Genomic DNA, 17,251 nt, shown 5'->3' on the forward strand with positions numbered 1-17,251 from the left:
GCCTCAATACGCGTCGGCGTTGTCGATATTGAAATTGTAGAGCGTGCGCGCCGAGCCGTAGCGCTTGAACTCCGACGGCTTGACGCCGGTGACGCCGGCACGGTCGAGCAGGCCTTGCAGCAATTCCAGATGCTCGGCCCGCATCTCCTTGGCGATACAGTCGGCACCCAGGCTGTCGACCTTGCCGCGCACGAAGAGACGCGCCTCGTAGATGGAATCGCCCAGCGCGTCGCCGGCATCGCCCAGCACCACCAGATTGCCCGACTGCGCCATGAAGGCCGACATGTGGCCGATATTGCCGTGCACGACGATGTCGATGCCCTTCATCGAAATGCCGCAGCGCGACGACGCATTGCCTTCGATGACCAGCAGGCCGCCCTTGCCGGTGGCGCCGGCATACTGGCTGGCGTCGCCTTTGATGGTGATCGAGCCCGACATCATGTTCTCGCCGACGCCGGGACCCGCCGAGCCGTGCACGGTGATGGTGCTGCCGGAATTCATGCCGCCGCAATAATAGCCGACGCTGCCGCGCACATCGATGGCAACAGGCTGGTCGACGCCGACGGCGACCGAATGGCTGCCTTTCGGGTTCAGCACTTCCCATGCCGTTTCGTTCGAGCCGGGAGCCAGATTGTGCAGCGCCTGGTTGAGTTCACGCAGCGACAATTGGTCGAGATCGAAGACCCGAGGGTCGTGTGCTGCCGTCTTTGAAAGCGTGGTTGCCGGCATGAATTCAATGCTCCCAGAAATAGACGGTTGCGGGTTCGGGTTCCCAGACCCTCGCATTGTCTATGCCAGGCAGTTTGGTCAGCGCGCGATATTCCGAGCCGAAGGCGACATACTGGTCGGTCTCGGCCATCACGGCGGGCTTGCAGGCGATCGGATCGCGCACCACGCCAAAGCCGTTCTTGGTGCCGACGACGAAGGTGAAGAAGCCGTCGAGGTCGGAGAGCGTGCCTTCCAGCGCTTCGCCGAGATTCTTGCCATGCGCCATCTGCGACGAGAGATAGGCGGCGGCCACTTCAGTGTCGTTCTCGGTCTCGAATTTCATGCCTTCGCGGATCAACTCGCGGCGGACATTGTTGTGGTTCGACAGCGAGCCATTGTGCACAAGGCACTGGTCGGCGCCGGTCGAGAACGGATGCGCGCCCATTGTCGTCACAGCCGATTCCGTCGCCATCCGGGTGTGGCCAATGCCATGCGTGCCGGTCATCTTGCGGACATCGAAGCGATCGACGACCGCCTCGGGCAGGCCAACTTCCTTGTAGATCTCGACAACGTCGCCGGCGCCCATGATGCGGATGTCGGGGCGCAGCGTCTGGATGGTTTCGCGCGCTTCATCGATCTTGGCGGGCGTGGTCCTGACGACCGCATGGGTGGATTTCACCGCGATCGTCACCGGGGTGCCGATGGCCTTGGCGAGCTCCGCCTCGAGGCCGCGGAAATCGCGGTCCGGCTTGGCCGACTGAATGGTGATCTTGGCCTCATTTTTGGAAGGCGCGCCATAGATGGCAATGCCGGCGCTGTCGGGACCGCGATCGCTGAGCGAGATCAGCATCTGCGACAGCATCGCGCCAAGCTGGGGCTCCAGCGACTTGTCCTTCAAAAACAGTCCGACAATTCCACACATGTCAGCCTCCCGATGTTTGTAGCTAAGAGATCGTTTGTAGCTAAGAGAGGATGTATCGAATGAGTTGCACAAATTCAATCGTATGAAAAAAATATTCCTCTAGTTACCTATGCGGCTCAATGCCGCTCTGCGCACTGTCGCCGTCTCGCCGGGCATTGTGAACCCATTTCGCGGTGCGGATGCGAGCGATCTTGTAGGCGTCGAGAATCGACAAGGCATAGATCAGGAAGCCGCCGGCGTGACGGCCGACAAAGCTGGCATCCGACGGTGCGATCTTGGCCGTCACCCATGCCAGGATCACCATGAAGAAAAGGAACTGCAGGCCGCGCACCGGCACGCCGAGAATGACATGCCCGCTTCCCGGCAACACGATTGCGGCGCCGAGAACCAGATAGGGGTTGGTGGGTGCAGTGGTGGGAATGGTCATGCGGCCTGCCGTTCGCTTTTGTTGATGGCGTCGCGAAGCGCCGACACCGACACCAGCAGTCTTTCGATCAGCGCGGGATCGAGTGTGGCGTCGCCGAATTCGGCCTGCCGAAAGACGCCATAACGCGCCCGTTCGGCTTCGGCCAGCAGCCACACGATGCGTACCCCTTTCGGGGTGATCAGCAGTTCCTTGGCGCGCCCTTCGGAAAAAATCCCGAGGTGGCCGGCGATGGTCTCCAGTGGGAAGTGGACGCCCCTGCGATCGGTCCGCAACACGGCCTCAGCCGGAAATGCTGAGCTCTTCGGCAGCGTGTGCTCGAGATGATCGAAATTGGAGAAGGTCGTCGGCGATCCCGGCCGCATCATCATGTCGAACGTCGCCGGCACCGCGACCTCTTCGGTGATCGAAACACTGAGCCAGCGCGCCGGCAGTTTTCGCGTCGCCAGCGTATCGACGATGGTGCGCACCTGGACACGTTTGCCGTTCCAGGATCCTTCCCAGGTGATGACGCCGGCGGTGCCATCCGAAACATTGGCAGCGTCGGCGATGACTGTGCGGATGCGGCCCTGCTCGACGGCGAGCGCCATCGACGCCCTGCTGTGGCTGGCACGCGCCTGCCAGGCAAGGTGGAGGACGACAGCTAGGACAATGGCCCCGGCCAGCAGTGCTGATGTCACCTCGGACATTTTCTCATGCCAGGCCCGCCCAGGCTATGGACGGGCCTACTCCCATCAATAACCCTGCGGCTTTGGCCACGGCATGGTGAATTGGTCGCCGCGCCGCACGAATTTGTAGCGATAGAAATGGAACCACAGCGAGATCAGGAAATAGAAGGCGACCATGGCGATCAGCTGCGAGCCGAAGCCGAGGAAGATGGCGAAGAAGGTCACCACGCACAGGCAAAACAGCACGATGGCCGGGATCGGGTGGAAGGGGTGCGTGTAGCCGCGCCGGATCGAGCCCAGCGGCCACTTCTTGCGGAACATGATGATGTTGATGCTCATGAAGGTATATTGCAGCACGCCCGACAGGATCGAGAAGGTGATCGCCTGGTTGAGGTCGGCGATGAAGGCGAAGGCCAGCGCGATCGGCAGCAGGAACAGGATCGAACGATAGGGCGTGCGATATCTCGGATGCACGGCCGAGAACCATGTCGGCAGATAGCGGTCGCGGCCGAGCGAGAACCAGGCGCGCGCCGCATCGTTGATGCAGCCATTGGCGGAGGCCATTGCAGCAAGCAGCGTGGCGACGAACAACAGGTTCTCGAGCAGCGGGCTGCCAGTCAGTTTGCCGGCGTCCCACAGCGGATAATAGGTGATGCCGAGATATTCCCATGGCATCATCGAGGCGCAGACATACCAGGTCATGGCGGCTGCGATCAAAAGCGTGATCATGCCGGCCATGGTGCCGTAAGGCAGCGAGCGGGCCGGCGAGCGCACTTCCTCGGCGGCCTGTGTGGTGCCCTCGATGCCGAGATAGTACCAGATGCCGAACTGGAAGGCGGCGATGACGCCGATCCAGCCATAGGGGAGCGCATTGCCGGGAGTGACCAACTCGTTCAGCTTCAGCACGGCGCCTTGCGTCCACGGGCTGACCGAAAAGAACAGGATGACAATCGAGATATAGGCGACTGCTGTGATGACGAAGTTGACGTTGAGCGTCATCAGCACGCCGCGATAGTTCAGCCACGCCAGCACGACGATGGTCGCGGCGATGAAGGAATTGTGGGTGAGCCCTTCGACGCCGGCCTTGGCGACGATGGTGTCGCCGAGCAGGATGGCGTCGGACACTTCGAGCATGGTGTAGGCAAAGACCAGGAACAGCGCGACGTTGAACGCCATCAGCGGTCCGACGATGTGCTTTGCCTGCGCATACTGGCCGCCGGCGGCGGCCACGGTCGATGTCACCTCGGAATCGATCATGGCGACCGAGGTGTAGAGCAATCCCACGACCCAGCAGACGATCAGCGCGGCCAGTGCGCCACCCTTGTCGGCCGAGAAATTCCAGCCGGTGAATTCGCCGACCAGGACGATGCCGACGCCGAGCGCCCAGACATGGGCCGGTCCGAGCACGCGCAGGAGTGAAACTCTGTCCCCTTGGGCAGCCGGGGCAGCCGGTTCAAGTGCGATCGTCATTGTTCAATCCTCACTCAGATCCGGTGTTTTTCGGAAGTGGCTTCCAGTTCGCCTTCGCGCGAGGAGGTCAGCACCTCTTCGGAGAAGGTCGTGTCGACCTTGAACCAGTCGTAGAGCATCCACAAAGCGAGCACGATCGAGATGCCCCAGCATGCGTAAGAGAGTGCCACCCACATGATCGTGTCCCCCGAATTAGATCGTCCTCAGAACTCTTACTTGTCGTCGAATTTTTCGTTGATGACGTCGCGGTATTCGCGGTCTGATGCACGAAACAGGAAGATGAAATAACCGATCAGCACCGCCGCCATGATGATCAGCGTCGGCCAGTCGATGACATAGTGGAAGCGGTTCTGGATGATGTCGTGCGCGGTCTCGGGCGTATAGCCGAGCTTTTCCCAGATAGACGCCATGGTCGGGTTCTGGCCTAGCGCTTCCCAGGTCTTGGCGTCGAGCGCGTCGATGGATTTCGCCGCGCCGGCGAGGCCCAGCTTGAGCGGTAGCCACAGTGCCACGAAAATGGCGACGACGACGACGGCGATGTCGAAAACCTGCCCGGCCTTGCTTTGCTCCGGCGGCGTGTAGCGGGACATCTCTTCTACCCCTCAGGACTTGCGGTTGCTGAACGCGTCGGCGTTCTTGATGTCGAGCCCGTAAATGAATTCCTTGTCTTCCTTGTAGTGCTTGACCATCGCCAGGATGGCCGCGGTGTTGAAGATCAGCACGGCGGCGGCGGCGATCGCGACGACGGCCTTGATGCCGCTGTGCGGGATGTAGGGCCATGTCATGAGGAGGACGAAGAGGATCGTCGCCCACAGGCAGACGATCAGGAGCGCGGCTCCGCGCAGGTCGGAACGGTACAGCGCTTCGATGCGCTGCTGCATGTCTGACATCGGTTTCTCCCCTTTTCCGCCGTCCGGTTCCGAATCTCCCGTCCGCCGTCCTCTTTCAACAGAGTGAAATTTTTTTCATAAGTTCTGTCTGAATCCCGCAATTGTCAAGCGCGATTTACGCGGGGTTAACCGTTTGCTTGGCGCAACGGATTTTGCCTGAGAATGAAATTAATTGCTTATGGGTATTGCGGCGCCCGGAGGTTTGCGATCAATATTCGGCCAAAGCTCCCGCCGCTGCGCAGGGGGCAGGGAACAGCAGAGCATTATCGAAACGGAGGACGAGCGGATGACGGCATCCTGGAGATTTTCGACCCTGGCGGATCGCCATCGCGCGCTCGGTTCGAAGCTCGAAGACTGGAGCGGCATGGGAACCGCCTGGACCTACGACAAGGATGCCGACGAGGAGTACATCGCCATCCGCACCAAGGCTGGTCTGATGGATGTCTCCGGCCTCAAGAAGGTCCATATCACCGGGCCGCATGCCTCACACCTGATCGACCTGGCGACGACGCGCGATGTCGAAAAGATCTATCCCGGCAAGTCGGCCTATGCCTGCATGCTGAACGAGGCGGGGAAATTCACCGACGATTGCATCCTCTACCGCACCGGCCCCAATGCATGGATGGTCGTGCATGGTTCGGGCACCGGCCATGAGGAGTTGCAGCGTGCTTCGGTAGGACGCGACGTCTCGCTGCGCTTCGACGACAATCTGCACGATCTGTCGCTGCAGGGTCCGACAGCGGTCGACTATCTGGCCAAGCACGTGCCGGGTATTCGCGACCTCAACTATTTCCATCACATGCAGACGCAGCTGTTCGGTCTTCCGGTGATGATCTCGCGCACCGGCTATACCGGCGAGCGCGGCTACGAGATCTTCTGCCGCGGCCAGGATGCCGGCACGATCTGGGACAGGATCCTCGACGAGGGCAAGAGCGCCGGCATCATTCCGTGCCGCTTCACCACGCTCGACATGCTGCGCGTCGAAAGTTATCTGCTCTTCTACCCCTATGACAACTCCCAAAAATATCCGTTTGAGAACGAAGGCCCAGGCGACACGCTTTGGGAACTCGGCCTCGACTTCACCGTCAGCCCTGGCAAGACCGGCTTTCGCGGTGCCGAGGAGCACTATCGTCTGAAGGGCAAGGAGCGCTTCAAGATCTATGGCGTCCTGCTCGACGGTAAGGAGCCGGCCGATGAAGGCGCGCCGGTCTATCGCGACGGCAAAAAGGTCGGCGTGGTGACCTGCGCCATGTATTCGCCGCTGGTCGAGAAATCGATGGGCATCGCCCGACTCGACGTCGACTGCGCGGTCAAGGACACCAAGCTCGAAATCCGCAACAAGAGCGGTGCCATCAAGGCGACGGCGCAGCCACTGCCATTCGACGATCCCAAGAAGACCAAGCGCACCGCGAAAGGTTGAGGCATAGTCAACGGCGAGGGGTTCGAGGCACGAAGGCATAAATGGCAGCCAAAAGCATCATCAGCCGGCCGGTTTACGGAACTTTGTCTCCGCAACCCGGCAAGCATCATCTTTTCATCGCGGACGCGGAAGGGGCGCTGGCAATAGCGGAGATGGCCGGGAGGGCGCCCCCCAGGTTTTTCGACGACGCCGAAGTCGTCTTCATTCCTGGGCCGGACGGCAAACACACCGTCGCGCTCGAAGCGTTGAAGCCGGCACAGTTCCACCAGGCGCCGTCCTTTGCCAGCCTGTTGCCACGGCTCCGGCAGACACTGGCCAACGCGCATATGGGCCTGCGCCTCTATCTCTCGGGCACCGAGGGCCTGATCGGCCAGGCGATGCAGGTGGCGCTTGAAGCCGGCATCGACCACACCTCGATCCAGACCGAGCACCGCGGCTCGCTGGCGCGGCGCATGCAATGCGTCCACTGCAAGGGCATCACCGAGAATGTCACGACGCAGCCGGCGACCTGCGCGCATTGCGGCCTGCTGCTTCTGGTGCGCGACCATTATTCCAGGCGCATCGCAGCCTTCCAGGGCGTCTGCATCAATGCGGAAGATCGCAGCGAAATTCCTCCGATGGAGGAGATTTTCCGATGAGCACCGGCACCACTAAGCTAGACGTCGTTGTCAGCGATGTCGTCCCGGTCAACGACCTGGTCAGCCGCTTCCATTTCCGCCGGCGCGACGGCAACCTGTTGCCGACATTTTCCGGCGGCGCGCACGTTGTCGTTGAAATGCGCGATGGCGAACGGACCCGGCTCAATCCCTATTCGCTGATGGGCTCGCCACTCGATACGCGCGAATACACGATCTCGGTGCGCCGTGACGATGTCGGGCGCGGCGGCTCGCTGTTCATGCACCGGAGCGTCAAGCCCGGCATGGAGATGGTGGTCAGCTATCCGGTCAACCTGTTCTCGCTCGACCTGCGCGCCAAAAAGCATCTGATGCTGGCCGGCGGCATCGGCATCACGCCGTTCATGGCGCAGACCGCGCAGCTGGCGGCGGAGGGCGGCAATTTCGAACTGCATTACACCGTCCGCACCGCATCGCTCGGCACCTATGCGGATGTGCTGCGCGCGCGCTACGACCGCAGGGTCAGGCTCTATCATGATGACCTCGACGAGCGCATCGGACTCGACCGGTTGCTGTCGACGCAGCCGCTCGGCACGCATCTCTATGTCTGCGGCCCGGCCGGCATGATCAACTGGGTGCGCGATCGGGCTGCTGCCTTGGGCTGGCCGCCGGAGACCGTGCATTTCGAGCATTTCGCGGCACCCCAGCCCGGGCTGCCGTTCGACGTGACGCTTGCCGTCAGCGGCAAGGCGATCCGCGTCGACGAACAGCAGAGCCTCTTGGAAGCGATCGAGGCGGCCGGCGTCGATCCGCCTTACCTCTGCCGCGGCGGCGTCTGCGGCCAGTGCGAAACCAACGTCATCTCTTGCGACGGCAAGTTCATCCACAACGACCACTGGCTAAGCGAGGAAGAGCACCGTTCGGGCAAGAAGATCATGCCGTGCGTGTCGCGCTTCGAAGGCCGGTCGCTGGTCCTGGAACGGTAGGAGAAAATCATGGGCATTACCTTTCGCAAGGAAACGTTCCGCGACGACTTCACCTTCAAGAACAGCCCCGAGCACATAAGGCGGTTTCCGTTCCCGTTCCACGAAGACGCCTACATGTATGCGGTCAACATCGAGCCGCATGTCGTCGGACCCAGGGGCAGCGTGCTGGAAAACCTGATCGACGTCGACGAGCACTATGTCGCCGAGATGCAGGACCGCGCGCTGGTCCTGGCTGAGGATCCGCTGCGCTGCCAGTCGCTGCCGCACATGACGCTGGCCGGCTGGGACCTGCTCGAATTGCTGATGGAGCAGCAGGCGCTGGGCTATCCCGAGCATTTCACGCTGACCCGCGACGGCGATCGCTGGCGCTGGATCAACCGGCCGCTCGGTATCGACGACACCTTCACTTTCGGCGACACCTCGACGTTGCCTTACGGCCCGATGGAATACATCACCCGGCAGAGCCAGGGCGATTTCTGCATCCTCGACCAGCGCGACGGCAATCTGTGGATGGATGCCGGCATGGTCACCACCCAGGCCGACTGGTCGCTCGATTTCGACATCGGCATGAACTTCTTCGAATGGCATGCGCCGGTGCCGCTGGCGCATGAGAAGGGGATTTTCGTCAGGGCGCTGAAATTCCTCACCAACATCCAGCAGGGCAAGCCGGCGCGGCGCCTGAATTGGACGATGACCATCAATCCGCGCCTCGACACCAGTCCGGAAAACTACCACAAATGGGGTCCGGACCGGGCGACGGTGACGCCGGAGAATGTCGGCGACAAGGTGCATCTGCGTGTCGAACTGCAGAGTTTCTGGCGCCTGCCGCGCTCCAACGGCATCGTCTTCCCGATCCGCTGCTATCTGATCAAGATGGACGAATTGGTGACGCAGCCCAAATGGGCACGGCGCCTGCACCGCGTCATCCGCGACCTGCCCGACGAACTCGCCAACTACAAGGGCCTGACGCGCTATCGTCCGGCGTTGGTCGAGTGGCTGTCGAAGCTGGATGATGGGAGTGCGACAAGTTCGGGCTTTGGGCCGGATTAGAGCCTGCTGGGAGAGAAAGAAAGGAGCCCGGCGGGACGGTTTCGCTCCCTTCCTCTACCCCGTCGATCGGGGGAGAGGTGTAGAGCGAAAATAAACCGAGTTGGGGGAGACCAGATTAGGAGGTTTTGAGTTAGCGCACAGGCGATGCTTCCGATTGTTCAGCTGCCTGCCGAGATTTCAGGCCCGCTCGGTCGTGCCACTTGTCGGCGGGTTCGCGTTTGAGGACCGCCTTCCCCCACTCCGTCGCTGCTTCGCAGCGCCACCTCTCCCCCCTCCGGAGGGAGAGGAAGAGAGTTTTGCGGGACAGCTAACCTCACCCCGCGCTCTGCGGATAGCAGATGATCGACAAATAGCGCATCGGCAGCTTCGTCAACTGTTCCGGCCCGTGCGGTGCGTCGGCATCGAAGAACAGGCTGTCGCCGGGCTTCATCGGGTAGAGGTTGCTGCCGTGCCGGTAAACGACCTCGCCTTCGAGCATATAGAGGAACTCCATGCCCTCATGCTGGAAGGTCGGAAACACGTCGGAATCCTCGGTCAGCGTGATCAGATAGGGCTCGACGACGACGCCGCTGGTGTTGGAGCCGATATGGCCGAGCAGATTGTACTGGTGGCCGGCGCGCGTGCCGCGGCGCTCGACATCAAGGCCTTGGCCGGCCTTGACGAAGACGGCGCTGCGCTCTTCCTCGAAGCGGCGGAAGAAGGCGGTGACCGGAACGCCGAGCGCCCGCGACAGCGCCTGCAAGGTGGTCAGCGACGGCGAGGTGATGCCGTTCTCGATCTTCGACAGCATGCCCAGCGAAATGTCGGTGGCGACCGCGAGATCAGCGACGGTGATACCGAGTTTCTTGCGGAACGCCCGCACCTCGCGGCCGATCGCCACCTCCAGCACCTTCTCGCGCGTGTCGCGAATGGCATGCGGGTTCTGCGTCAGCGGCGCGCGGATGGTCTTGCCGTCGGCCGAAACCTTTGGCAGCGGCTTGGCCGTCGCACCGGCGAGACCAGCCTTGGGATCGGAAACCTTCTTCGCCATGTCGCCCCCGGCACTCCTGGGATTTATTTCACTCTAGGTGAACATGTCAGGTGCCGATACAGGAGCGCAACTGCGACGGCAAGTCGCGTGAACGCGCATGCGCACGATAATGATGTTTGGCAGCGTCCGGTTTTTCGCAGGAAATCCACATCGGCGGAACCTTGTTTCAGCATCGGGCTGTTGACAGCACGAAAGGGCCAATTACTGTCCTGTGAGTGAAATTTGTTTCGTAAGAGCAATTCCGGGAAAGGCGCATAGCGCTTTCGCCTTGGGAATTGCGTCAAGACAAAAGTCGAAACCAGATCGGGAGGCCTGCCATGAAAAGTCGCGTTGCCGTCATCGGAGCCGGCCCGTCCGGCCTGGCACAGCTCAGGGCCTTCAAATCGGCCGCCGACAAGGGCGCCGACATTCCTGAAATCGTCTGCTTCGAAAAGCAGTCGGACTGGGGCGGCCTGTGGAACTACACATGGCGCACCGGCCTCGACGAGCATGGCGACCCGGTGCACGGGTCGATGTACCGCTACCTCTGGTCGAACGGACCGAAGGAGTGCCTGGAATTCGCCGACTACACATTCGAGGAGCATTTTGGCCGACCGATCGGCTCCTATCCACCGCGCGCCGTGCTGTGGGACTACATCAAGGGCCGCGTCGAGAAGTCAGGCCTGCGCAAATGGGTGCGCTTCAACAGCCCGGTGCGCATGGTCACCTTCTCGGACGAGACGAAGAAATTCACCGTCACCGCGCATGACCGCACCAACGACGTCACCTACTCCGAAGAGTTCGACAACGTCGTCGTCGCTTCCGGCCATTTCTCGGTGCCCAATGTGCCCTATTTCGAGGGCTTCTCGACCTTCAACGGCCGCATCCTGCACAGCCATGATTTCCGCGACGCGATGGAGTTCAAGGGCAAGGACATCCTGATCATCGGCCGCTCCTATTCGGCCGAGGACATCGGCTCGCAGTGCTACAAATACGGCGCCAAATCGATCACCTCCAGCTACCGCTCGAAGCCGATGGGCTTCAAATGGCCGGACAATTGGAAAGAGGTGCCGCTGCTGCAGAAGGTCGTCGGCAAAACGGCGCATTTCAAGGATGGCACCACCAAGGATGTCGACGCCATCATCCTGTGCACCGGCTATCTGCACTCCTTCCCCTTCCTGACCGACGACCTCAAGCTCAAGACCGCCAACCGCATGTGGCCTCTCGACCTCTATGAAGGCGTCGTCTGGGAGAAGAACCCGCAGCTCTCCTATATCGGCATGCAGGACCAGTTCTACACCTTCAACATGTTCGACGCGCAGGCCTGGTTCGCCCGCGACGTCATCATGGGCCGCATCAAGCTGCCCTCGGCCGAGGCGATGGTGGAGCACGGCGCAAAATGGCGCGCACGCGAGGAGACGCTGGAAGACGCCGAGCAGATGATCTGGTTCCAGGGCGACTACACCAAGGAGTTGATGGACCAGACTGACTACCCCGGCTTCGACGTCGAGGCGGTCAACCAGACCTTCATGGAGTGGGAGCATCACAAAGGCGAAGACATTATGAGCTTCCGCGACCATGCCTACCGTTCACTGATGACCGGCACCATGGCGCCGCTGCATCATACGCCCTGGCTGCAGGCGCTGGACGATTCGATGGAGAGCTATCTCGAGGTGAAGGGCGTGGCGGCGGAGTAGGGCGGCGCCTGCTACCCCAGCCTTGCCCTGGCTTTCGCCGTCCAGGCGCCGAACAGCCGGTCGGCGACAATGCCGATGAAGGCGATGGCCAGACCCGCGACGATGCCGCGGCCGGAATCGGCCTTGGACAGCGCGATGAACACTTCCTGGCCGAGATCGCGGGTGCCGACCATGGCGCAGATGATGATCATCGCCAGCGCCATCAGGATCGTCTGGTTGACGCCAAGCATGATCTCCGGCAGCGCCAGCGGCAGTTGCACGCGAAAGAAGGTCTGGCGCGGCGTGCAGCCCGACACCTTTGCCGCCTCGATCAGCGCCGGCGGCACCTGCCTGATGCCGTGATTGGTGTAGCGGATGGCCGGCACCACGGCGAAGGCGATGGTGGCGATCATCGCCGTGACATCGCCGACCCGAAACAGCATCACCACCGGAATGATGAAGCAGAAGGACGGCAGCACCTGCAGCGTATCGATGACCGGTGTGACGATCTTCTCGAAACGGTCGCTGCGTGAAGCCATCAGGCCGATGGGGATGCCGATCAGGCAGGCGATGAAGGCAGAGATGCCGCAGAGATAGACGGTCGCCATGGTCTTTTCCCACAGGCCGGTGATGGCGCAGAAGGCAGTCAGCGCTGCCACCAGCACGGCCAGCCGCAAGCCGGAGAGCTGATAGCCGGCAAGGCCGAGCAGGAACACCGCGCCCAGCCAGGGAAACCCTTCGCAAAAGGCACGCAGCGGGTTCAGCAGATTAAGGATCAGCGCCACGCGGAACGCTTCGATCGTGTCGAAGAAATTGATCGTCACCCAGTTCACCGCTGCTTTCCACAGCGGCGCGGTGGTGAAGGTGATCGCCTTCGGCACCGCTGCGAAGGCCGGCACGAACAGGCCGAGAAGTGTCGTCACCACAAGGATGGCGATGGCCAGCGTCAGATTGGGGTAACGCTGCCAGAGGCTCGGGCTCATCTCCTGATGGGCATGGCCTTTGGCCTGCTTGTGCGCGATGGCCTGGCTCAGCCGGTCGAGCGCAATGGCCAGTGCCACGATGGCAAGGCCGGCTTCCATCGCCTCGCCAACCTTCAGTGCGCGCAGCGCCAGGAGCACGTCGTAGCCGAGGCCGCCGGCGCCGATCATCGAGGCGATGATCACCATGTTCAGCGCCAGCATGATCACCTGGTTGACGCCGACCATCAGTGTCGGCCGTGCCGAGGGCAGCAGCACTCGCCACAGTTTCTGCCGCGCCGTGCAGCCTGCCATCTCGCTGAAATCGTCGATCTCCGACGGCACCCGCGACAGGCCGAGCATCGTTGCCCGCACCATCGGTGGCGTGGCGAAGATGGCGGTCGCGATCATCGCCGACACCGGGCTGTTGCCGAACAGCAGCAGCATCGGGATAAGATAGGCGAAAGTCGGGATCGTCTGCATCAGGTCAAGGGCAGGGGAGACGACAAGCCTTTCCGCCCATGGCTTGCGCCACGCCCAGATGCCGGCGAACAGGCCGGTGACGATGCAGAACGGCACCGCGATGGAAATCAGCGCCAGCGTCAGCATGGCACTGGTCCATTGGCCGAACAGGGCGATGTAGAGGAAGCAGCCGCCTACCAGCAGGCTGAGTTTTCTGCCGCCAACGGCATGACCGGCGAGGAAGGCGGCGGCGCAGACGCCGACCCAGGACAGGCGCGGCAGGATATAGGCGTCAGCGCCGTGGCCGATCTTGAAATTCTTGGCCAACAGATTGAGCGCGAAATCGAGGGGAACGCCGAGCACAGCGGTGATCGAGCGGGTCAACCAGGACAGGTTCGACTTGATCCAGCGCATCAGCGCGCTGACCCAATCGGCGACCGGCACGACGGCGCTGGCCGGATAATTGACGGCCCAGGGCAGGCGATCCTGCAGCAGGAGCACGACAAGCACAACGGTAAGCGCTGCCGCCCAGATCAGCAGCCATACCTGAATCGGCCGTGGCCTTGCCTCGCTGGCGCTTGCTGTCACCGTCATGCGCCGACCCTTGAGCGATCGATGCCGGCCAGCAGATCGATCACCGCTTGCGGCGTCACCTCGCCGATCGGCTTGCCGGTGCCGTTGACCACCGCGAACGGCTTGTTGGCGGCAACGATGCCGGCCGAGAAGCTGGCGATCTTGGCATCCGGGGCAACGGTGCCGCCATGTTCCGAGCCGTCGCAGGCGCGCATCAGGCTGCGTGCTGAAATAACCTTGGCGCGGTCGACGTCCCGGGTGAACTCGGCGACATAGTCGGTCGCCGGATTGACCACCAGCTCCTCCGGCGTGCCGATCTGGATGACCTCGCCATCCTTCATGATGGCGATGCGGTCGGCCAGCCGGATGGCCTCGTCGAAATCATGGGTGATGAAGACGATGGTCTTGTGCAGCATGGTCTGCAGCCGCATCAGCTCGTCCTGCATTTCGCGGCGGATCAGCGGATCGAGCGCCGAGAACGGCTCGTCGAGGAACCAGATTTCCGGTTTTGTCGCCAGGCTCCGGGCGATGCCGACACGCTGCTGCTGGCCGCCGGACAGCTCGCGCGGATAGAAATGCTCGCGGCCACGCAGGCCGACAAGTTCGATGACCTCGCGCGCCCGCGCTTCGCGTGTCGCCCGGTCCTGACCCTGGATGCCGAGCGGGAAGGCGATGTTCTCCAGCACGTTGAGATGCGGCAGCAGGGCAAAGTTCTGGAACACCATGCCCATGCGGTGCCGCCGCAATTCGATGAGTGCTGCATCGGAGATTTTCAGGAGGTCATTGCCTTCGAATTCGACCTTGCCATGGGTCGGCTCGACCAGCCGCGACATGCAGCGGACCAGCGTCGACTTGCCGGAGCCCGACAGGCCCATGATGATGAAAATCTCGCCCTGGCGGATTTCGAGGTCGACGGCGCGCACCGCGCCGACCAGCCCGGCAGCAGTGACGTCTGCCATGCTGGCCTTGCCGTCGCGTTCGCGGATGAAGTTGGCCGCGTTCGATCCGAACAGCTTCCAGACGTTGCGGCAGGCGAGCTTTATCGGACGGGCATCCTTTGGCGTGCCCACCACGTTTGGCTCCCGTTCAGTCTTGCCCGTCATTCAAACGTCCTTCTGGAACATCAAGAATTGAGACCCGGCTGATCAAGCAGCCGGGTCTCATTTTTCCAGTTGGAACGATCACTGCGCCCAGGCTTTCCAGTCGGCCTCGTGGGCGGCGATCCAGGCTGCGGCGACATCTTCCGGCGTCTTGCCGCCGAGATCGATCTCGCCGCTCATCTTGTTGAGTTCGTCGGTGTCGACCGTGTAGGCCTTGGCCACCTTGTAGGCGACCGGCCATTTGTCCTTCATGCCGGACCAGGAGTACTTCCAGATCTCGCCATGCGGCTTGCCGCAATCATATTTGGCGTCGGGATTGGTGCCCCATTTCGGGTCGTTGTAGCACTCGGGCGTGTATTCGGGGAATTCCACCCACTCGCCCTTGTACTTGGCCGGCGCCCAGTGCGGCGAATAGATCCACAGCATGATCGGCGCCTTGCGCTGATAGGCCGAGTCCAGTTCGGCGAACATCGCCGCGTCGGTGCCGGCATGGATGACGGTAAAGGGCAGCTTCAGTGCCTCGACGCGCTCGTCGTCAAAGCCTTCCCAGGTCACCGGGCCGCCGAGATAGCGCCCCTTCGGTGCGGTCTCGGCCGTCGAGAAGGCTTCGGCGCATTTCGGGTCCTTCAGCGCTTCCCAATTGGGTAGGCCGGGGCACTTCTCCTTCATGTATTCGGGAAACCACCATTCTTCCTTGGCCTTCGGGCCGAGCTTGCCCAGCCGTTCGGTCTGGCCTGTCGCATCGGAGGCCTTCATGGCCTCGCCGGCGGTCGTGTCCCAGAATTCCATGCCGACATCGAGATCGCCATTGGTGAGGCCTGTGGTCAGGCTGGAGAGGTAGTCGGCGGTCGGATACTCGACGGTGTAGCCGAGCTTTTCCAGGATGCCGCCGAGGATCTTGGCGTTCAGGTTGACGCTGGTCCAGTCGAACAGCGCGATCTTGATCGGGTCGTTCGATTCCGGCGCGGCTGCGTAAGCCGGTGATGTAAGCGCACTTGCGGCGGCAAGCGCGAAGGCTCCCATTGTTAAGTTCGAAATCACACTGCGAAGTGACATGCTTGTTCTCCTTCAAGCTGTGAAAATTATCGTTCGTTCCCTTCTTGCGGCTTTTCTTGATTGTGTTGGAAAGGCTGGTCTTTGCGCAAGGCCGTCGGCGCCAAATTGTTGCCCCGGCTTTGGCCAGCGCAGGCAAGATGGTGCTCAATTCTGGTGATGATGGGACAGGATTGGAGTGTCGGCGTCATGGCTGCCGACGGATCGCTGCGGGAGCGGTCATCTGCGGATCGATTGCCAGTCCTGCGGCGCCCCTGCAAGGTGCGAGCCATCAAGGTCCTATGATCTCGGCTACCCGCCTGGTAAGCCCCATCTCGCCAAGGCCGTTTCATAGGATGAAATTATATATACCAAGGTTCATGTCGCGCAACGACTAACGCTTCGCGAGACGTACAAATTCAGACTGCAGGCGAAGCTGAGCTCTTACCAGCAGACGTAGCCGCCATCGACAATCAGGTCGAGGCCGGTGACGAAGCTCGCTGCGCGGCTGGCGAGGAACACCGTCGGCCCGACCATTTCCTCCGGCGCCGCCATGCGCCCCATCGGCGTGTCGCGCTTGAAGATCTTCACTTCTTCCGCCACCTCCGGCCGCTTGTTCATCGGCGTCAGCGTGTAGCCCGGACTGACGACATTGACGCGCAGGCCGCGATCGGCCCACTCCATGGCGAAGCTCTTCGACATGTGGATGACGGCGGCCTTCGAAGAGTTGTAGTGCGCCTGCGTCAGGCCGCGGTTGACGATGGTGCCCGACATCGAGGCGATGTTGATGATCGAGCCCTTGCCTCGCACCAACATCTTGCGCGCTTCGGCCTGACAGGACAGGAACACGCCGGCGACATTGACGTCGTGAACCTTCTGCCATGTCTCCAGCGGCATCGTCTCGGCGGGTTCGGAGCCGGCAATGCCGGCATTGTTGACGGCGACGGTGAGCGCACCGAGTTCGCTCTCAACGCGATCGATCGCAGCCGCGAGATCGCTCTGCGATGTCACTGTACCGGTCAGCACCAGCGCTTTGCGGCCGAGTGCCGCGATTCGGTGCGCGGTCTCGTCCAGCCCACCCTTCGATGTATGGCCGAAACAGGCGACGTCGGCACCTGCCTCGGCGAGCCCGATCGCGATTGCCTGGCCGATGCCGCTACCGGCGCCGGTGACCAGCGCGACATCGCCATCCAGCTTGAAAAGATCCATCGAGTGCCCTCCCTGCCTCGGAGAGGGTATGGCTGAGCCGTGTTTCGATCAAGCGCCCGCGCGCAGGCGGCGTCGATGC

General features: G+C 62.0%; 18 protein-coding genes. 5 read left to right on the forward strand and 13 right to left on the reverse strand.

What is annotated here, in order from left to right; genetic code table 11:
* Positions 1-3: 3 nt before the first annotated feature.
* The 8 genes from NKI99_RS00930 to NKI99_RS00965 all read right to left on the reverse strand — a co-directional run bounded on the left by NKI99_RS00930 (position 4) and on the right by NKI99_RS00965 (position 5,082).
* Positions 4-729, reverse strand: coding sequence for a GltB/FmdC/FwdC-like GXGXG domain-containing protein (locus NKI99_RS00930; RefSeq protein ID WP_023808739.1), 726 nt, complete (start codon positions 727-729; stop codon positions 4-6).
* A gap of 4 nt (positions 730-733) precedes the next feature.
* Positions 734-1,630, reverse strand: a complete 897-nt coding sequence (locus tag NKI99_RS00935) for a class II glutamine amidotransferase (RefSeq protein WP_023808738.1) — start codon at positions 1,628-1,630, stop codon at positions 734-736.
* Positions 1,631-1,733: 103 nt separating this feature from the next.
* Complete coding sequence (locus NKI99_RS00940; RefSeq protein ID WP_352440033.1) at positions 1,734-2,057, reverse strand: hypothetical protein; 324 nt, start codon at positions 2,055-2,057, stop codon at positions 1,734-1,736.
* Positions 2,054-2,743: a hypothetical protein gene (locus tag NKI99_RS00945; RefSeq protein ID WP_023808736.1), complete on the reverse strand. Its 690-nt coding sequence runs from the start codon at positions 2,741-2,743 to the stop codon at positions 2,054-2,056. The genes NKI99_RS00940 and NKI99_RS00945 overlap by 4 nt, the downstream gene beginning before the upstream one ends.
* Positions 2,744-2,788: 45 nt before the next feature.
* Entirely contained in the window at positions 2,789-4,192 is a 1,404-nt protein-coding gene (locus NKI99_RS00950) for an APC family permease (protein ID WP_023808735.1), read from the reverse strand.
* Between the two features lie 14 nt (positions 4,193-4,206).
* On the reverse strand, positions 4,207-4,368 hold the full coding sequence (locus NKI99_RS00955) for a hypothetical protein (protein ID WP_013532900.1): 162 nt from the start codon (positions 4,366-4,368) through the stop codon (positions 4,207-4,209).
* Between the two features lie 36 nt (positions 4,369-4,404).
* Complete coding sequence (locus NKI99_RS00960; protein ID WP_023808734.1) at positions 4,405-4,782, reverse strand: hypothetical protein; 378 nt, start codon at positions 4,780-4,782, stop codon at positions 4,405-4,407.
* A gap of 12 nt (positions 4,783-4,794) precedes the next feature.
* Positions 4,795-5,082, reverse strand: coding sequence for a hypothetical protein (locus tag NKI99_RS00965; protein ID WP_023808733.1), 288 nt, complete (start codon positions 5,080-5,082; stop codon positions 4,795-4,797).
* Between the two features lie 286 nt (positions 5,083-5,368).
* On the opposite strand from NKI99_RS00965, the gene NKI99_RS00970 reads away from it, so the two are divergent.
* From NKI99_RS00970 to NKI99_RS00985, 4 genes are read left to right on the forward strand one after another with little or no spacing between them, the layout of a single operon-like run.
* Positions 5,369-6,502 carry an aminomethyl transferase family protein gene (locus NKI99_RS00970; protein ID WP_023808732.1) on the forward strand — a complete coding sequence of 378 codons (1,134 nt, stop codon included), beginning with the start codon at positions 5,369-5,371 and terminating at the stop codon, positions 6,500-6,502.
* 41 nt (positions 6,503-6,543) lie between these two features.
* Entirely contained in the window at positions 6,544-7,140 is a 597-nt protein-coding gene (locus NKI99_RS00975; protein WP_023808731.1) for a dimethylamine monooxygenase subunit DmmA family protein, read from the forward strand.
* Positions 7,137-8,102, forward strand: coding sequence for a PDR/VanB family oxidoreductase (locus NKI99_RS00980; protein WP_023808730.1), 966 nt, complete (start codon positions 7,137-7,139; stop codon positions 8,100-8,102). The genes NKI99_RS00975 and NKI99_RS00980 overlap by 4 nt, the downstream gene beginning before the upstream one ends.
* A 9-nt stretch (positions 8,103-8,111) precedes the next feature.
* On the forward strand, positions 8,112-9,152 hold the full coding sequence (locus tag NKI99_RS00985) for a heme-dependent oxidative N-demethylase family protein (RefSeq protein ID WP_023808729.1): 1,041 nt from the start codon (positions 8,112-8,114) through the stop codon (positions 9,150-9,152).
* A gap of 313 nt (positions 9,153-9,465) precedes the next feature.
* Here NKI99_RS00985 and NKI99_RS00990 read toward each other — a convergent pair whose 3' ends face one another.
* Complete coding sequence (locus NKI99_RS00990; RefSeq protein ID WP_127270283.1) at positions 9,466-10,182, reverse strand: helix-turn-helix domain-containing protein; 717 nt, start codon at positions 10,180-10,182, stop codon at positions 9,466-9,468.
* Between the two features lie 317 nt (positions 10,183-10,499).
* Here NKI99_RS00990 and NKI99_RS00995 point away from each other — a divergent pair, with 317 nt between their 5' ends.
* Positions 10,500-11,858: a trimethylamine monooxygenase gene (locus NKI99_RS00995; protein ID WP_352609379.1), complete on the forward strand. Its 1,359-nt coding sequence runs from the start codon at positions 10,500-10,502 to the stop codon at positions 11,856-11,858.
* An 11-nt stretch (positions 11,859-11,869) separates the two neighbouring features.
* Here the strand turns inward: NKI99_RS00995 and NKI99_RS01000 are convergent, their stop codons facing one another.
* The 4 genes from NKI99_RS01000 to NKI99_RS01015 form a co-directional block, all read right to left on the reverse strand.
* Entirely contained in the window at positions 11,870-13,852 is a 1,983-nt protein-coding gene (locus NKI99_RS01000) for an ABC transporter permease (protein ID WP_352609381.1), read from the reverse strand.
* Complete coding sequence (locus NKI99_RS01005) at positions 13,849-14,934, reverse strand: quaternary amine ABC transporter ATP-binding protein (protein ID WP_352550932.1); 1,086 nt, start codon at positions 14,932-14,934, stop codon at positions 13,849-13,851. Before NKI99_RS01005 ends, NKI99_RS01000 begins: the two co-directional genes overlap by 4 nt.
* Before the next feature lie 78 nt (positions 14,935-15,012).
* Positions 15,013-15,987, reverse strand: coding sequence for an ABC transporter substrate-binding protein (locus NKI99_RS01010; RefSeq protein WP_127291030.1), 975 nt, complete (start codon positions 15,985-15,987; stop codon positions 15,013-15,015).
* Positions 15,988-16,407: 420 nt separating this feature from the next.
* Positions 16,408-17,172: an SDR family oxidoreductase gene (locus tag NKI99_RS01015; RefSeq protein ID WP_127291028.1), complete on the reverse strand. Its 765-nt coding sequence runs from the start codon at positions 17,170-17,172 to the stop codon at positions 16,408-16,410.
* Between the last annotated feature and the right edge of the window lie 79 nt (positions 17,173-17,251).

This window comes from Mesorhizobium sp. M0239 (assembly GCF_040321815.1).
Classification (GTDB): Bacteria; Pseudomonadota; Alphaproteobacteria; order Rhizobiales; family Rhizobiaceae; genus Mesorhizobium.

Excerpts from the sequence above, each read along its gene's own strand:
- NKI99_RS00935 (WP_023808738.1), bottom strand. The coding sequence starts at position 1,630 with ATGTGTGGAATTGTCGGACTGTTTTTGAAGGACAAGTCGCTGGAGCCC.
- NKI99_RS00955 (WP_013532900.1), bottom strand. The coding sequence starts at position 4,368 with ATGTGGGTGGCACTCTCTTACGCATGCTGGGGCATCTCGATCGTGCTC.
- NKI99_RS00990 (WP_127270283.1), bottom strand. The coding sequence starts at position 10,182 with ATGGCGAAGAAGGTTTCCGATCCCAAGGCTGGTCTCGCCGGTGCGACG.
- NKI99_RS00995 (WP_352609379.1), top strand. The coding sequence starts at position 10,500 with ATGAAAAGTCGCGTTGCCGTCATCGGAGCCGGCCCGTCCGGCCTGGCA.
- NKI99_RS01005 (WP_352550932.1), bottom strand. The coding sequence starts at position 14,934 with ATGACGGGCAAGACTGAACGGGAGCCAAACGTGGTGGGCACGCCAAAG.
- NKI99_RS01010 (WP_127291030.1), bottom strand. The coding sequence starts at position 15,987 with ATGTCACTTCGCAGTGTGATTTCGAACTTAACAATGGGAGCCTTCGCG.
- NKI99_RS00930 (WP_023808739.1), bottom strand. The coding sequence starts at position 729 with ATGCCGGCAACCACGCTTTCAAAGACGGCAGCACACGACCCTCGGGTC.
- NKI99_RS00965 (WP_023808733.1), bottom strand. The coding sequence starts at position 5,082 with ATGTCAGACATGCAGCAGCGCATCGAAGCGCTGTACCGTTCCGACCTG.
- NKI99_RS00985 (WP_023808729.1), top strand. The coding sequence starts at position 8,112 with ATGGGCATTACCTTTCGCAAGGAAACGTTCCGCGACGACTTCACCTTC.
- NKI99_RS01015 (WP_127291028.1), bottom strand. The coding sequence starts at position 17,172 with ATGGATCTTTTCAAGCTGGATGGCGATGTCGCGCTGGTCACCGGCGCC.
- NKI99_RS00980 (WP_023808730.1), top strand. The coding sequence starts at position 7,137 with ATGAGCACCGGCACCACTAAGCTAGACGTCGTTGTCAGCGATGTCGTC.
- NKI99_RS00975 (WP_023808731.1), top strand. The coding sequence starts at position 6,544 with ATGGCAGCCAAAAGCATCATCAGCCGGCCGGTTTACGGAACTTTGTCT.
- NKI99_RS00960 (WP_023808734.1), bottom strand. The coding sequence starts at position 4,782 with ATGTCCCGCTACACGCCGCCGGAGCAAAGCAAGGCCGGGCAGGTTTTC.
- NKI99_RS00945 (WP_023808736.1), bottom strand. The coding sequence starts at position 2,743 with ATGTCCGAGGTGACATCAGCACTGCTGGCCGGGGCCATTGTCCTAGCT.
- NKI99_RS00950 (WP_023808735.1), bottom strand. The coding sequence starts at position 4,192 with ATGACGATCGCACTTGAACCGGCTGCCCCGGCTGCCCAAGGGGACAGA.
- NKI99_RS00940 (WP_352440033.1), bottom strand. The coding sequence starts at position 2,057 with ATGACCATTCCCACCACTGCACCCACCAACCCCTATCTGGTTCTCGGC.
- NKI99_RS00970 (WP_023808732.1), top strand. The coding sequence starts at position 5,369 with ATGACGGCATCCTGGAGATTTTCGACCCTGGCGGATCGCCATCGCGCG.
- NKI99_RS01000 (WP_352609381.1), bottom strand. The coding sequence starts at position 13,852 with ATGACGGTGACAGCAAGCGCCAGCGAGGCAAGGCCACGGCCGATTCAG.